Annotated in this window: 4 protein-coding genes; all 4 read left to right on the top strand. The window is 44.5% G+C overall.

Translation table 11 applies throughout. From position 1 onward, the window contains the following. Positions 1–9: 9 nt before the first annotated feature. The 4 genes from J2T13_RS11400 to J2T13_RS11385 all read left to right on the top strand — a co-directional run bounded on the left by J2T13_RS11400 (position 10) and on the right by J2T13_RS11385 (position 17,980). On the top strand, positions 10–6,612 hold the full coding sequence (locus tag J2T13_RS11400) for an amino acid adenylation domain-containing protein (protein WP_429371295.1): 6,603 nt from the start codon (positions 10–12) through the stop codon (positions 6,610–6,612). After that, a complete protein-coding gene (locus J2T13_RS11395; protein WP_429371293.1) occupies positions 6,600–14,123 on the top strand; it encodes an amino acid adenylation domain-containing protein in 7,524 nt (2,507 codons plus the stop codon). Before J2T13_RS11400 ends, J2T13_RS11395 begins: the two co-directional genes overlap by 13 nt. A 1-nt stretch (position 14,124) precedes the next feature. Beyond that, on the top strand, positions 14,125–17,208 hold the full coding sequence (locus J2T13_RS11390) for a cyclic peptide export ABC transporter (protein WP_429371291.1): 3,084 nt from the start codon (positions 14,125–14,127) through the stop codon (positions 17,206–17,208). A 214-nt stretch (positions 17,209–17,422) separates the two neighbouring features. After that, on the top strand, positions 17,423–17,980 hold the full coding sequence (locus J2T13_RS11385) for a histidine phosphatase family protein (RefSeq protein WP_429371290.1): 558 nt from the start codon (positions 17,423–17,425) through the stop codon (positions 17,978–17,980). Positions 17,981–18,006: the final 26 nt, after the last annotated feature.

The raw sequence follows: 18,006 nt of genomic DNA, 5'->3' as shown, positions 1-18,006 counted from the left end.
AGATAGATAATGAAGAAACAAGACATTCATAAAATATATCCTTTAACCAATATGCAGGAAGGAATGCTCTACTTTTATGTAAAAGGGGACAATGCCGAGGCTTATATAGAGCAGTTTGTGTTCACCTTGCACGGACATGTGGACCTGCAACGGTTTGAAGATAGCGTAAATCTTCTCATCGAACGGTATGAGGTGCTAAGAACAGTTTTTAAGTACAAAAAACTGTCGCGAAACATGCAGGTTGTCCTCAAAGAAAGAAAACTGGCGGTGCCTTTCGAGGACCTATTAAGCTATTCTGAATCAGAAAAGCTTGAGATCGTTCGTGAACGCAAACAAAAGGAACGAACAAAAGGATTCAATTTATCGAAGGATATCTTACTCCGAGTATCGGTATTAAAAACAGAGGCGCAAAGCTATAAAGTGATTTGGACGCATCATCATATTCTGATGGATGGATGGTGCATGTCGATTATCATGAATGATTTTCTGCACATATATCAATCTCTCATTCAAGGGAAAAAGGTTCATTTGCCGGCTGTTAACCCTTTCAGCGATTATGTGAATTGGCTACAAAACCAAGATGACGAAGCGGCGGTGAATTATTGGGCTGGTTATATTGCAGGGTATGAGCAGACGGCGACAATCCCTTATTTCACGGAAAGGCAACCAAACACGGGTGCATCTTATATAAAACAAGAGGTTGCTTTCACCCTGGGTACCAAGGAAACAACGCATCTCCTCCTGCTTGCTCAACAACAACAAGTCACGTTGAATGTGGTGTTTCAAACGATTTGGGGCATCCTGTTGCAAGCCTATAATGGGACGGACGATGTCCTATTCGGTAGCGTTGTTTCGGGGAGACCCATGGAGTTAGCGGGTATCGAAACGATGGTAGGTTTATTTATTAATACGATCCCAGTACGTATCCAAAGTGATCACAATACGACCTTTGCCGCGTTAGTGAAGCAGGTGCAGGAGCAGGCTCTACAATCAGGCACCTATGATTATTACTCTCTGGCTGAAATTCAAGGGATGAGTTTGTTAAAGCAGAATTTGTTCCAGCATATTGTTGTGTTTGAGAACTATCCTGTTGCACAACAAATTGTGGAGGCAGGACAAGCGTCGGGAGATAGATTCACGATGATGGACGCCGAAGTGTTCGAACAAACAAGCTATGACTTCAATGTGTTGGTTGTGCCGGGCGAAGAGCTGGAGGTTAAGCTCGTATTTAATGCTCAGGTATACGATCCATTGAGGATAAGTCGAATTGAGGACCATCTGCGGCAAATAGTCGCTCAAGTTGTAAATATTCCGAACTTACTTATTCATGATATTCAAGTTGTTACACTCGAAGAAAGGCAGGAACAGCTCATCGCATTCAACGCTGCCCGGCAAACGTATTCCAAGCACCAAACGATCCAACACCGATTTGAGGAGCAGGTGGAGCTCACTCCTGAACGCACTGCAGTGGTATGGGATAACAGACAGTTCAACTATCAAGAGCTTAACGAACGAGCAAACCAGCTGGCGCATGTTCTACGCGCCAAGGGCGTGAAGGCGAATATAGTGGTAGGTCTGATGACAGAGCGTTCCTTGGACATGATTGTAGGTTTGCTGGCCATCGTCAAGGCGGGCGGCGCATATTTGCCCATCCATCCGGATGATCCAATCGAGCGAATTCAGTTCATGCTGCACGACAGTCAGGCACTGCTGATCGTAACGCAGAGCCATTTATCCGGGCGCTTATCTTGTGATGGGGAAATGGAAGAGCTCCTTATTGATGATGAAGCATTGTTCCTGCAGAGTTGTTCGAACCCTGAATCGCTTAATGGGGTTCTTGATCTGGCTTATGTCATTTATACCTCCGGCTCGACAGGTGAACCGAAGGGCGTCCTGATTGAGCATGCTCAAGTAATGAATTTGGTTAACGGCTTACAGCGTGAAATATACGGGAATACCTCTGATCATTTGCAGGTAGCGTTGTTGGCCTCCTATGTGTTTGATGCCTCAGTGCAGCAAATTGGAAGCGCCTTGTTGTTCGGGCACACTCTGCATGTTTTACCAGATACATGTAGAAAAGAGCCAGATACATTTATGGCTTATATGAGAGAGCATGGTATTCATGTGTGTGATGGTACACCGAGCCATCTTGCTTTTTTGACCGCACAACAGACCATCAAAGGAGCAGAACCAGCGGGTATAAGTCGGCTCAAGCACCTCCTGATCGGTGGAGAATCCTTATCGCGTCATGTGGTCAACACCCTGTGGGATGTCTTTCCCGAGCCGAATTTGACGATTTGGAATGTGTATGGACCGACTGAAACTTGTGTGGATGCGGTAATATATCCGGTTAATCGAGTGGACTTCCAGCAGGAACAGCAGCAGCGTGAAGCTGTTGTTGCCCAAGCGGATAGTGTAGAGCATGATCGTCAGGAATCGTACATCCCGATAGGTCGTCCACTGCCAAATGTGCAGTGCTACATTGTAGGCAAGTACAACCAGCTTCTACCTATAGGAGCAATTGGAGAGTTATGTATTGGCGGTGATGGATTAACTCGTGGATACATGAATCGATCTGAGTTGACCGCGGCAAAGTTCACAGACAATCCGTTTGTCGTTGGCGAGCGAATGTACCGCACTGGCGATCTTGCTCGCTGGATGCCAGGTGGAAACCTAAGTTATATCGGACGAAACGACCAGCAGGTAAAAATTCGCGGCTATCGGATTGAAACCGGTGAGATTGAAGCGAAGCTGCTCGCACATGGGAAAGTTCAAGAGACTGCCGTCATCGCCTTCGATGAAGGCAACGGTCACAAGGCGCTTTGCGCGTATGTTGCTTGGCAAGGGCAAGATCCGCTGACTTCAGTTGAGCTCCGGACCTATTTAGCTCGAAGCCTACCGGAGTATATGATTCCCTCGACGTTCGTATCGATGGATCGGTTACCGTTAACGCCCAATGGAAAGCTTGATCACAAGGCGCTGCCCAGCCCACAAGGAGGGAGGAATACCGGAGTGACATATGCCGCTCCGCGGGATAAGCGAGAAGAGGCGCTAGTCCACATCTGGCAGGACATTCTCCGTGTAGAGCGGATAGGCATTTATGACAACTTCTTTGAGCTGGGGGGCCATTCCTTGAAAGCGATGAGTCTGGCCGCCCGTATTCATAAAGAGATGAATGTGGATGTTCCACTGCGCGATTTGTTTGCATATTCAACACTCGAGGCAATGGCAGCTCATATAGGCAAGTTGGAAATTAGCGTGTATAGCTCAATAGAAACGTTACCAGAGCAATCACATTATCCGGTATCGTCCGCGCAGAAGCGAGTGTATGTGCTTGAACAACTTGAAGGGCTGTTTACGAGCTACAATATGTCCAGCGCCTTTCATCTGAGTGGAGTTCGGGACAATGCTCGATTTACAGCGGCCTTCGAACGGATGATTCAACGTCATGACGTACTACGCACCTCGTTTGCGCTTGTGAATGGCGAGCCGATACAGCATGTACATCCGAGCGTTCCATTTACGATAGAGGAAATAGATTTGATGTCGGAGCTGGTTGATGAGAAGACAGAGCCAAAGCTGAATCTAGAACCTGATCCAGAGCGTGCATATGGTGAACCGGAGGAAGGTTGGAACGATGTGGATCAAGGAACGGCCACAGAGAGCCGCCAGCAAGACATTCAGTCACATATTAAGCGTTTTATCCGTCCGTTTGACCTAAGTCAAGCGCCACTCATGCGAGTGGGGCTGCTCCATCTTTCTGGAGAAGAAGCGATCCTGCTTGTTGACATGCATCATATTATCTCGGATGGAGTGTCGATGGAGCTGTTTGTGCAGGAGTGGGTGCAGCTATACCGTGGAGAAGAGCTACTGCCGCAACGTATTCAATACAGAGACTATGCGGTATGGCAGCGTGAGCAGCTTCAAGGAGAGCGAATGAAGCAGCAGGAAGCTTACTGGTTGAAGCAACTGTGGGGTGAGCTGCCAGTGCTAAATATGCCAACGGACTATCCGCGTCCGACACTGCAAAGCTTTGAAGGAGGCCGTGTCAGGATCGAGCTGGAGCGGGAGTTGACGGATGAGCTGAGACAGATTTGCGCTAGAGAGGGCGTCACGTTAAGTATGGTGCTGTTGGCGGCATACCAAGTGTTGCTCGCCAAATATAGCGGTCAGGAGGATGTCATCGTCGGCGTTCCCATTGCGGGCAGGCCACATGCGGATCTAAGTGATATGTTAGGTATGTTTGTCAATACTTTGGCGATGCGTAGCAGACCTGAGGGTGACAAAACGTTCATGGATTTTTTGAGGGAAGTGAAGGAGAACGCACTACAAGCTTATGTGCATCAGGACTATCCATTTGAGAAAGTAGTCGAGCAGCTTCAACTGCCACGAGATCTTAGTCGCAACCCTGTGTTTGACGTGCTGTTTGTCATGCAAAACACCGGAGAAGCGGGAAAAATGGAAGACATAACCGAGCTGAATATTTCCCCATATCCGTATGAGAACCAGATGTCCAAGTTAGATCTTACACTTCAGGCAATAGAGAGAGAAACGATACAGTTAGAACTGGAGTATGCGACCCAATTGTTTGCATCGCAGACGGCGGAACGGATCATGCAGCACTACAAATGGTTACTCGAACAAATCGTGCAAACACCGGCGAGCAAGTTGGAGGAAATAGAGTTACTGTCGGGAGAAGAGAGGCAGCAATTGCTCGAACAGTTCAATGACACGATAGCGGATTATTCGAAGGAGAAGACGATACATGGGTTGTTTGAGGAGCAGGTAGAAAGAACACCTGACCGAGTGGCAGTTGTACTGGAGGAAGAGTGGCTGACATACAGACAATTAAATGAAAGAGCGAACCGTCTGGCTAGAATACTGCGGGACAAGGGTGTAGAAGCGGATACAATTGTCGGGATTATGGCTGAGCGTTCACTGGAAATGATCGTCGGGATTATGGCGATATTAAAGGCTGGTGGTGCATACCTACCCATTGATCCGGAGTACCCGCCACAGCGTATCCAGTACATGTTGGAGGATTCTGGAACTGCCTTTGTGTTGAGTCATCTAGAGGAGGTCCAATTGGAAGTAGCAAGAGGAGAAATCATTCGCATCCAAGATGTTGAACTCGCTCAAGGTGTTAGCAGTAATCTGATATCTGCCTCAACCTCTAGCCGTTTAGCGTACGTCATGTATACCTCTGGCTCAACTGGTACACCAAAAGGCGTCATGATTGAGCACCAATCCGTCATTAATCGTATCCAATGGATGCAAAAAAAGTATCCATTACATGCAGCTGATGTCATTTTACAAAAAACGTCATTCAGCTTTGATGTGTCTGTATGGGAGTTGTTTTGGTGGGCGATAGCGGGGGCACAGCTATGTTTGCTTCCACCTCGTAAGGAAAAAGAGCCCCAACAGATCGTGAGAGCAATCGCCAAGCACAAGGTAACCACTTTGCATTTTGTCCCGTCCATGTTGCAGGGATTTGTCGAACATACCGAGTCTCTGCAGGAGGCTCACCAACTCTCCTCCGTAAGGCATGTGTTTTCAAGTGGGGAAGCATTAGGTGTGCAACTTGTTGAGCACTTTCACCATGTATTAACGGCAAGTAATGGGACGAAATTAATTAATTTATATGGGCCGACAGAAGCGACAGTCGATGTCTCATACTTTGATTGCGGAGATCGCAAGTCGAATCACCACAGCATCCCGATAGGCAGACCTATCGATAATATTCAATTATATATCCTGAACAAACATCGGCAATTGGTTCCACTGCAGGTTGCGGGAGAGTTATATATTTCCGGTGCAGGTCTTGCCAGAGGGTACTTGAACCGACCTGAACTGACGCAAGAAAGGTTCGTGCCGAATCCATTTAAACCTGGAGAAATCATGTATCGAACGGGAGACGTCGCAAGATGGTTGCCGGATGGGAATATCGAGTATTTAGGAAGATTGGATCATCAGGTGAAAATACGCGGGTATCGAATTGAGTTGGGAGAAATTGAGTTTCAATTACAGCAGCTTGTCACCATTAAAGAGGCTGTTGTGGTAGCGAGAAATGATGAGGAATCCTATCTATGCGCATATGTAACGGCAAGTAGCGAGATCAATACGGCAGAAATAAGGTTACAACTAGCACATCAGCTGCCTGCTCATATGATACCTAGCTTTATTGTCCTTTTGGAGGAAATGCCATTAAATCTAAGTGGTAAATTGGATCGGGCCGCGCTACCTAGGCCACAGGAACATCTTGAGCTTGAATCGTATTACGCGCCTCGAAATGAGATGGAGGTCCAATTGATCGAGGTTTGGAAGCAAGTTCTGGGCATTGAGCATATGGGAATTACAGATAATTACTTCAATCTTGGTGGAGATTCGATAAAAGCGATTCGGCTAATAGACACGATTCGAAACATGTTTCATGTGGATATCGCCTTAATGGACTTATATGTCGCCCCTAACATTATGTCTTTATCACAAATCATTGCGGATAAGAGAACACAAACGAACAGCATGGAGGATGTTCAACAAATTAATGAGGTGAAAAATAAACTGGATAAGTTCAAACAGGAGCTATTGGAGGGGACTACATGGTTAAAATAGCCGAGCATCAAATCGAAGATATTTATCCAATGAGTGATATTCAACAGGGGATGGCCTTTTATTCATTAAAGCACAGTCATCAATCCATGTATCACGAGCAGTTCGTGTATCAACTAAAGGAACCTGAATTTCAGCTATCCCTTTTTCAAAGGGCACTGGAGCTGTTAGTACAGAAGCATTCCATTTTAAGAACCAGCTTTCATTTCGATCTGAGCGATGTAGGCGTTCAACTCGTTCATCGAACGGTAGACCTTCAGGTTGAGGAGGCAGATCTGAGACAGAGCAGCAAGGAAGAACAGGAAATGCTATTACAAAAGTCTCTAAGCGAGGATCTTAATCATCCTTTCCCCATGGATGCTGCCCCTTTGTGGAGAGCTAAGCTGTATTACCTGGGTCATGAGCATATCGCATTTTGCTGGATATTTCACCATGCCATTCTGGATGGGTGGAGCGCAGCATCGTTTATTACCGAGCTAGTCAACACATATCTCAGGCTAAAAGAAAATGCAGCATATGTACCAGAAACGCTTGAGTGCTCTTATAAAGATTATATTATTGATCAAATGGTACTGAAGGAAAATGTTGCAGTTTCTTCTTATTGGAAACAGGATCTGGAAGACTATAAACGATTGGAACTTCCGATAGACAAGCTTGATCATGAACAGCTGACAACAATCCATTATACGCTTGATAGCTCATTGCAGGATGAGGTTAAACAGCTCGCAAGCAAGCTTCAAATTTCAATCAAAGCGATCTGCTTTACGGCGTATGTTAGCATGGCGAATATGTTGACCTATGAGAGTGATATTCTCGTAGGATTGATTGAAAACAATCGACCGTTAATGAAAGACGGGGACAAAGTGTTAGGCTGTTTTTTAAATACGATTCCTTTTCGTTTTAAGCTGGATAAGTCACTCACATGGGAAACCTTTGTGATGCAAATAGACAAGAAACTGACGGAATTAAAGCTATATGGAAGATTGCCCCTGTTTGACATTGTGAATAGTCTGGAGCACAAAGCATCCGTAGGATTCGATAATCCGCTGTTCGATACCTATTTTAACTTTACTGACTTTCATATATATAACCAAGTTGATCAACAGGCTGATGTACAGCCATTACTAAATGTGAATGGGTACGAAAATACGAATACGTGGCTTGATTTCGCGATATCATCGGCAAATGATCAACTCAGCTGTACGATAAGCTATAAACAGATGAAGGAAGAAACGGTACAACAATTATTGGGTTACTTCATCAGGTCGCTGCAGGAAATGACTGAACACGGCTCGAGTCAAGTGACTAAGACCGTGCTGTTACCCGCTGAAATGACTAATAACCTACAATACGAGTTCAACCAGACTTTTGCCGACTACCCACGGGAGCAAACGATTCATCAGCTCTTCGAGGAGCAGGTTGAACGAACGCCAAATCACGTGGCCGTCATTAGTGGTGGAGAAGAACTTACCTATTGTGAGCTGAACAAACGGGCCAATCGGCTTGCGCGAGCGCTGTGCTCTAAGGGGGTTCAAGCGGATCAGTTGATAGGGATCATGGTTGATCGATCGATTGAGATGGTCATTGGTCTCATGGCTATTCTGAAGTCTGGCGGAGCGTATGTGCCTATTGATCCAGCATATCCTGAGGAACGTATTCAGTATATGCTGGAGGATAGTCAAGCTAAGCTGCTGCTTACGCAAGCCCACTTACTTGACAAGGTAAGGTTTACAGGGGAAGCGATAGATGTTGCGAACAGGGAATCGGAATGGAATGAGGCAGAAGCGACCAACTTGGGTCCATTGAATGGGTCGAAGCATTTGGCCTATGTCATTTATACGTCCGGTTCAACAGGGAACCCGAAAGGTGTGATGATCGAACATCGCTCCGTCATAAACTTTTTACAAGGAATGAAGGAGAGATTAGGGGTTGACTCAGACAACAGCTTTTTATCCTTGACTACGTTATCCTTTGATATATTTGCGCTTGAGTTGTATTTGCCACTTTGCTACGGAATGAAAGTGGTCATCGCTAGCGAACAGGAAGCCCTAGAGCTGCGTTTACAAGATCTTGTAGAAAGAAACAACGTTGATGTTATTCAGACGACCCCTTCACGTTTGCAAATGATCATTCAGAAAGATGATCAGACTTGGCTTGTACAACTGAAGAAAATATTGATTGGTGGGGAAGCAAGCACAAGGGAGCTAATCAAAGACATAAAGAATACAACTGAGGCACAGCTGTATAACATGTATGGACCTACGGAATCCACGATTTGGTCCACGGTGTATGAGTTTCAGAATGAAGAAGTGTATATCGGCTCACCGATAGCGAATACACAGGTGTATATCGTAGATGCTCATGACCAGCTTCAGCCTATCGGAGTAGCAGGTGAGCTATGTATTGCTGGTGATGGACTGGCTCGAGGATACGTAAATCAGCTTGATCTGACCGCAGAAAAGTTCATAGTCAATCCGTTTGTCGTTGGAGAGCGGATGTATCGTACTGGCGATCTCGCTCGCTGGCTACCTAACGGCATGCTGGATTATATCGGCCGAATGGATCAACAGGTGAAAATTCGCGGCCATCGGATTGAAATCGGGGAAATAGAAGCGAAGTTGCTCGCGCACATGAAAGTTCAAGAGTGCGCCGTTATCGCCTACGACGACGGCGATGGTCACAAGGCGTTGTGTGCGTATATTGCATGGCAAGGACAAGATCCGCTGACCCATACGGAGCTTAAGGCATACCTAGCTCAAAGCCTGCCAGAGTACATGATTCCTTCGGCGTTCGTTCCGATTGAGCGGTTACCGTTAACCTCCAATGGAAAGATTGACCGCAAGGCGCTGCCCAGTCCGCAGGAACACTGGAGCACCAATGCTGTATATGCCGCGCCGCGGGACAAGCGAGAGGAAACGCTCGCCAGTATTTGGCAGGATATCCTGGGGGTAGAACGAGTCGGTATTCATGACGACTTCTTTGAGCTAGGGGGTCATTCTTTGAAAGCGATGAGCTTGGCCGCCCGCATTCATAAAGAGTTGAAGGTGGACATTCCATTGCGCGATCTGTTTACTTATTCTACCCTGGAGGCGATGGCTGAGCATATGGGTGGCATGGAACGCAGTGCTTACAGCTCAATTGAGCCGGTACCCCAGCAAGCATACTATCTGGTATCGTCAGCGCAAAAGAGAATATACGTGCTAGAGCAGCTCGAAGGGTTGTTTACGAGCTACAACATGTCAGGCATTTTCAGTTTAAAAGGAAATTGGGATAAGACGCGGCTCGCGACGGCTTTTATCCAGATGACACGACGACATGATGCACTGCGTACTTCATTTGCGATCGTGAAGGGCGAGCCGGTACAGCACGTGCACCCGAGTGTATCTTTTGAAATCGAGGAGATGGAACTTGGTAGTTGGGTATCAGGAGAGGAAAGTCAAGAGACCCAAGGAAACGCTGCAGAGAGTAAAGAGCGTGCTGTTCGGGCGCAAATTTCGAGATTTATTCGTCCGTTTGACCTGAGTCAGGCGCCGCTATTACGTGTAGGGTTAATCGCTATTTCTCATGAAGAAGCCATCCTACTTGTAGATATGCACCATATCATCTCGGACGGCGTGTCGATGGATCTGTTTGTGCGGGAATGGCTACAGTTGTACCGGAGAGAAGAGCTACTGCCGCTACGTATTCAATACAAGGACTATGCGGCATGGCAAGGTCAGCAGCTTCAAGGGGAGCGGATGAAGCAGCAGGAAACGTACTGGTTGCAGCAACTTGGGGGCGAGTTGCCCGTGCTGAATCTGCCGACGGACTATTTGCGTCCGGTACTACAGAGCTTTGAAGGAGATCGCGTCGGGCTTAAGCTGGAGCGGAAATTGACCCAGGAGTTGAAGCAATTCTGCGCCAGAGAAGGAGTCACTTTAAGTATGGCGCTGCTAGCGGCATACCAAGTGCTAATATCCAAATACAGTGGCCAAGAGGATGTGATCGTTGGCGTTCCTATTGCCGGCAGGCCACATGCGGACCTCGGTAGTATGCTGGGTATGTTCGTCAATACTTTGGCGATGCGTAGCAGACCTGAAGGGGAGAAAACGTTCCTCGTATTTTTGCGGGAAGTGAGGGAGGATTCGCTACAGGCGTATGAGCATCAGGAATATCCATTTGAACAATTAGTCGAGCAACTTCATCTGCCACGAGACCTTAGCCGTAATCCGGTGTTTGATGTACTATTTGTTATGCAAAACATCGAACAAGGGGGGAAGTATCAGGCCATCTCTGACCTGAGTATTACGCCTTATCCATATGAGAATCGGATGTCCAAATTTGACCTGACGTTGCAAGTGATAGAGAGTGAAACGATAGAGCTGGAGCTTGAGTATGCAACACAATTGTTTACCCCTGAAACGGCAGAGCGGATCATACATCATTTCAAGCAGTTACTTACGCATATCGTGCAAGCACCCGAGAACAAGTTATCTGAGCTGGAGCTGTTATCAAATGACGAGCGGCAGCAATTGCTTGAGCAGTTCAATGACACAGCTGCGGACTATCAGAGGGAACAAACGATCCACGGATGGTTTGAAGACATGGTGGATAGAATACCGGATCGAGTAGCTGTTAAATTCGAGGAAGAACGATTGACGTACAGGCAATTAAATGAAAGAGCGAACCAGTTGGCTAGAATGCTACGCACCAAAGGTGTAGAAGCAGACACGATGGTTGGGATAATCGTTGAACGATCTCTGGAAATGATCATCGGGGTGATCGCGATCTTAAAAGCTGGCGGAGCTTTTGTGCCTGTAGACCCCTTGTATCCTGATGAACGGATTCAGTTCATGCTTGAAAATTGTGCAACACGGTTCCTTTTGACAACCACAGAGTTAGTTTATAAAGTTCCAGCCCGGTTTCAGGGGGAAGTGATAGAGATGAATACCTCTTTCGTTCTTTCGGGTAACGGTAGCAATATAGAAGCAATAAGCGGTCCGGAGCATTTGTTGTATGTTATTTATACATCGGGGACAACAGGTAAGCCGAAAGGCGTTATGCTTGAACACCGGAATTTGGTCAATCTGATCAATTTCCAAATTGAGAAAGCAAATATCCCATTCCATCAAAAAGTATTGCAAAGCACAAGCATGAGTTTTGATGTATGTTATCAGGAAATATTCTCGACACTGCTTGCGGGTGGTGAGCTACATATTGTCAGTCAAGAGATCAAGATGAGTAAGAGTAGGTTGCTGGAATATATCAACGAACGGCAAATTCAAGTTGTACTATTATCTACATCTTATCTGAAGTTTATATTTGGAGATTCGTCTACACCCTCTCTACCTTCGGTGTCCCACATCATTACCGCAGGAGAACAGCTTATCATCGGAGATGCATTACAAACTTATCTCAAAGAGAGCGGAATAAGGCTGCACAACCATTATGGTCCATCGGAAACTCATGTCATTACAACCCATACTATAGTCCCAGAGCAGACGATAGAGGAGATTCCTCCCATTGGTAAACCGATCCATAATACAAAGGTTTATATTGTGAGTCCAGAGCTTCAATTACTGCCCATCGGTATCGTAGGTGAGTTATGTGTATCTGGTGTTGCCGTAGGCAGAGGCTACCTCCAATTACCAGAGCTAACCGCTGAGAAGTTTATTAGCCATCCATTTATCCTTGGTGAGAGGATGTATAGAACCGGAGATTTAGCGCGATGGCTCCCCGACGGAAGGATTGAATATGTTGGGCGCAGTGATCAACAAGTGAAGGTTCGCGGGCATCGCATCGAGATTGGCGAAATAGAATCGAAGCTTCTTGATCATGATCGAATTCGAGAGGCTGTTATCCTTGCCCACGAAGAAACGTATGGGCAGAAGGTGTTATGTGCATATGTCGTCACCTATAAGAATGAATTGCTCTCACCAACCGAGCTGCGGGCCTATCTGGGTAGAGGCTTGCCTGAGTACATGATCCCAACCTATTTCATGCCATTGGAGAAACTGCCATTAACCTTTAATGGGAAAATTGACCGTCATGCGCTACCTAAACCCGATGGGCAGTTAGTACTGCAAGGTACTACTGTGTACGAGGGTCCAAGAAATGCGGCTGAAGAAACGTTGGTCCAGATATGGCAAGACATTCTCGGTGTGGAGAAGATCGGTGTACATGACCCTTTCTTCGAGCTTGGGGGACATTCTCTCAAGGCGATTCAAGCGGTGGAGCAAGCAAGGCAGAATAATCTTCCACTTTCCTTGAAACATATGATGAAATATAGAACAATCCATGAACTTTCGGAGCATGTCTTAAAGGTCATCCCTTCGCAAGGACAAACAGCAGCAACTACAGAGAGCCTTGATAGCCAGCATAGAAAATACAATAAAGAATTCCTTCGGCCTGAGGAGTATCCGTACTATTATCCATGTTCGATCGGTGCAGTCATGGAAAAGCTTAATTATGAGCAAAACCTACGATTTCCAAAAAGCTTAATTACCAATTCTAGGGGAGATGGGCTACTGTTCTACAAATATTACAATAATCACATCGAGGATCGAATCGTATATCACTCCTCGCAGCCCCATCTCGATGAAATGCTCGAACTTCCGTCCTTTTTTGCTGACCTGAATGTGTCTTTCAGCTCGATTAGTTTTGATGTGGAAGACGAAGCGTTAGAATGGTGCGCTGAGAAGCTGGTCAAGAATGAAGTCGTGATTGTAAACGGAACGACGTATTATTTGCCATATTCGCATGATTACTACACACCCAAGGAGGAATGGCTGGAAATATTGAACCGAAGCGATGAAGATTTAGGAATCGGCAGGTCTCATATTTATGTGCTGGTCGATATGACGGAGCATGAATGTATCGTATACGACAGTTCGTTCAATTATTTCGGAGCTATTAAGAAGGAGGAGTTCAAGAAGTCGTTTGCAGGGATTGGAAAAATGGCATTTATCGATCACCCTGCGCAAAAAACGGTCGTCCCCCATCAGGTGATTGAAATCAACACGGACAAGTTGCAGCAACTTGACATGCTGAAGTATGCAACCGCGCTGTTGAGAAGGAATCTGGATATTTATCTGCACTCTTATAGAACTGAAGTTCAGGAGGAAGAAGAGCAATACACTTTAATTGTAGGGCTGGATGCGATATCGCATTTGATGCAAACGATCAGAGATTTCTCTAATAGAGGCGAGTATGAGCTTGCTCTTGGTCCATTCTTAAGCGAGATGTTTAATGCATGGAAATATAGGCTTTTATTTATTCATGATTTAATTGTTGATCTTCACGAAGGCTATCAAAATGATGATCATTCGATTCTCTTCCTGCAGGATCTTATTCCCACACTGGAGAGAATGTCATCCGATAGCATAATGATCTTAGAGGAACAACAGGCGTCGTATTTAGCTGATATAGAAGTAGAACTAAAGGAAATACACGATGGACTTAGGAAATATTTCACACATGTTCAGTCCCTCTTTCCGGCAGTAACATCTATGGTTGATGAAATTGGAGGTCAATAATTTGAACGGAACACGCTCTTATCGCATTGTACTTATAGCGATTGTTGTTACGATCATGCTGTTAGGAACGCTAAATGTTAACACATTAGAAATGGAAGCAGAAGCGGGGAAAGTTGTTGATCAGACGCAGAGTGATGCCCTAGATTCTAGCTTACTACAGAGCATTGATGCGTTTATAGAACAGGCGTTGGAATCAAGTGATATTCCTGGCTTATCTTTAACGCTTGTAAAGGGGAATGCTGTATATCAGCAAGGATACGGAAATGCTGATGTGGACAAGGGTGAAGCTGTAACGAAACAGACGTTGTTTGAGCTAGCTTCAAACAGCAAGGCATTTACAGGGCTGGCGATTCTAAAGTTGGAAAATGAAGGTTTGCTGAAGCTGGATGATGACATCACACAATATGTGCCCTGGCTGAAAATGAAGGTTAACGGACAAACCGCTCGCGTTACGATTGAGCAAGTAATCCAGCATAAGAGTGGTATACCCTTTAAGTCAATTGCGAACATTCCTCCATCGGACTCTGAGAATGCGCTCTTACAAACGGTTCAAACATTGGTAGGCACGGAACTCGCTTATCGGCCAGGGTTACAATTCGAATATGCAACAATCAATTACGATATTCTAGGTTTAATTGTGCAGACCGTGGCAGGCGTACCCTATGAGGACTATATGCAAGAACAGATTCTATCACCTTTAGGTATGAACAATACCTACTTGTTCCACGAAGAGGCCAAGCGTAATTTAGCCCAAGGCTACAAGAGGGCGTTCTTTAAATCAAGGGTCTATGAGGCTCCGATCTACAGGGGAAATAAACCTGCCGGATATATTATTTCGAACGGCACGGATATGGCGAGTTGGTTACAGTACCAATTAGGGCTCAAGAAGCACGACGAACTGTCTGCGATTATTGAACAGTCCCATCAAAGTAGCGGAGCTTATCGTTTCGGTTGGGGATTTTTCAGGGTAGACGGTGCTCAGCTCATTTCTCATGATGGCAATAATCCTAATTATTCCTCTTCCATCTTGTTAAGTCCAGATGCAGGTATGGGTATTGCAGTATTAGCAAATCTGAATTCAGCTTATACAGGTTCAATCGCCAATGGTATCGCAGCATTAATGAAAGGGGAAGAACCGAAGCTCATACAGTCAGATCAATATACGGAGATGGATTCTCTTGCGTCAATCATCGTGATTGTCTGCATTCTAATTGTGGTCGTATTGCTATATTTCGCTAGTAGAACGATACGACAAATCTATCGAAAAAAACGAAGTAGACTCCAAGTGGGCGCTAAGGCGTTGTTTGTAATCGCTTGTTCCGTCCTTTTTATGGGAGTGTTCTTGTATACCCTTAGTTATATCGTCACAAACACGCTCTTTCAAGGGTTGCCAATTCACTTTATTCAGGTGTGGGCGCCCGCTAGCATCATGGTTGCGATGTATTCGCTGGCCTTAGTTATATTATTGATTTATGGAAATGTACTGTTAATCTGGTTATATCCTAAGCCTAAGGAAATCCCTTATGGGTTTTTACTCGTTCTTAGCATAACGAGTGGTTTAGGAAATGCATCTATTATTTTTCTGATTAACGAAGCTTTGTTTGGTGGGGGTAAGGAACGCATTGGTTTGTATTTTGCACTGAGTATCCTCATATATATCGTTTCTCAAAAAATCATTATGACCAAGCTGATCAAAATTTCTAATCAAATTATTTTTGATAAGAGAATTGATCTCATTCATAATCTTTTGGAGAGTTCATATGAGAATATTGAAGAAATAGATGGCGGCAAAATATTAGCGGGATTAAATAATGATACCGAGCGAATTAATCGTTTCGTAGGGTTGATCCTGGCCGTTGTAACGAACGTGTTAACCGTCTTATTCTGCTTTATTTATCTGGGTTATCTGAGCTGGATTGGATTAATCTTATCTGTCGTAGCTATCCTAATTACAGCAGGATTTTATATGTATATTGGCAAAAAATCGAACCAGCTATGGGAGCGCTCCCGGGACATCCAAAATATATTTTTTAAGTATATTACTGACCTTGTGTATGGATTTAAAGAGCTGACCTTGCACCGCAAAAGACGAAAGCAATTTAAGGATGAGATGGTAGAGAACTGTGATTCGTACCGTCATTATCGTGTTAAGGCGGAAGTGAATTTCACCAATGTAAGTATTATTGGAGAGTTATTGTTCGTCGGTGTGATCGGGATGGTTGTTTTTGTATTTCCGATTGTGGTATCAACTTTGGAGCTTGATACGGTGAGAAGATTTGCGTTTGTATTCCTTTACATGACAGGTCCAATTGTAAGCACGTTGAATGCTATACCTGAGCTTATGCAAATTCGTATTGCCTGGCAGCGTATTCAAGAGTTGAATAAACAATTGGAGACGAGTAAAGAAGCATGTGCGGGAATAGGGGAAGAAGTAGGAGAAGTAGAAAAAATAAAGGTACAACAAATAGAATTGAGAGACGTTACTTATCAATATATTATGGATGAAGGGTTGTGTTTCGCTGTAGGTCCTATAGATTGCCGATTTAGTGCTGGAGAAGTCACATTCATTACGGGTGGTAATGGTAGCGGCAAAACTACACTCATTAAATTGTTATCGGGACTTTATATTCCAGATGGCGGAGAGATTTGGGTTAACAACGAGAAGGTTGAGGCGGGTGCTATTCGAGATATGGTTTCAGTAGTATTTAGCGATGTGTATCTATTCGACAAATTATATGGAATTGATTTCGAGAACAAGGAACAAGAAATAAATGAATTGTTAGCATTGCTGCAATTAAGTGAAAAGGTTAGCGTGAAAGATGGGGTACTAAGCACAGTTAAACTATCAACAGGGCAAAGAAAGCGCTTGGCGCTTATGTTAAGTTATTTGGAGGATCGTCCAATTTGTATCTTGGATGAATGGGCTGCGGATCAGGATCCCGAGTTTAGACACTATTTCTATGATGTTATACTGCCAGATTTGAAGAGAAGAGGAAAGTGTGTCATTGCCATCACACATGATGATCGATACTTTGATAAGGCAGATCAGATACTAAAAATGGAAATGGGTAGCATTGTTAAATGAAATGCGAAATACGAAGGAACTGAAATCTAGTATTTATTGTTCAAATGAAAGTGTTGGAAGCCTTGGGACAGGCACCCTATATAGGGTGCTCTCCTTTTTTTATGTGACAATGGAGGGATATTATGGTATATATCGAATTAAACAAAGTAATCTATTTCTTGAATCAATAAAGATGTGAGTTTGATTTCCGAAGAAGTAAATAAGGGGAAATGATATGGAGATCATATTGATAAGACATGGAAGATCTGAGCGTTCAAATATTCCTAATCAAGATATTCATGATTATACGAATTGGAAGAAGGAATACGATAAATTAGGGGTAGTAGAGTCAGAGTGCAATAAATTTTTAGAAGCAAATAATCACATCCAAAGAGCGGATTATCTGTTTACAAGTACATTATTTAGAGCATACCATTCTTTAACTTTATTAAGAGCAGGAATGAATGAAACTCAAGATGAAATTTTCAATGAAGTGTACTTTAGACCTCCTAACTTGAAGGGCATAAGATTAAATACTAGATGGTGGACGATTGTGACAGGATTATGTTGGTATGGTGGATTAATTCAAGATTATGAAACAATAGAAGAAGTTAAGAACAGAGCGATCATTGCTAGCAATAGACTTATAAGAACTGCCGAGGATGGTGTGGTGGCTCTAGTCGGACATGGATTTATCAATCTATTTATTTACAAAGAATTAAAAAGAAGAGGCTGGAAAGAAATCAATAAATACAGCTCGAAGAATTGGAGTTGTACAAGATTAATATTGTAATGCTACATCCGCTCGAGGAACACAAC

It is taken from the genome of Paenibacillus sp. DS2015, assembly GCF_050433705.1.
GTDB lineage: Bacteria > Bacillota > Bacilli > Paenibacillales > Paenibacillaceae > Paenibacillus_AQ.
This window is presented reverse-complemented; position numbering and strand designations above follow the sequence as displayed.

Excerpts from the sequence above, each read along its gene's own strand:
- J2T13_RS11400 (WP_429371295.1), top strand. The coding sequence starts at position 10 with ATGAAGAAACAAGACATTCATAAAATATATCCTTTAACCAATATGCAG.
- J2T13_RS11395 (WP_429371293.1), top strand. The coding sequence starts at position 6,600 with ATGGTTAAAATAGCCGAGCATCAAATCGAAGATATTTATCCAATGAGT.
- J2T13_RS11385 (WP_429371290.1), top strand. The coding sequence starts at position 17,423 with ATGGAGATCATATTGATAAGACATGGAAGATCTGAGCGTTCAAATATT.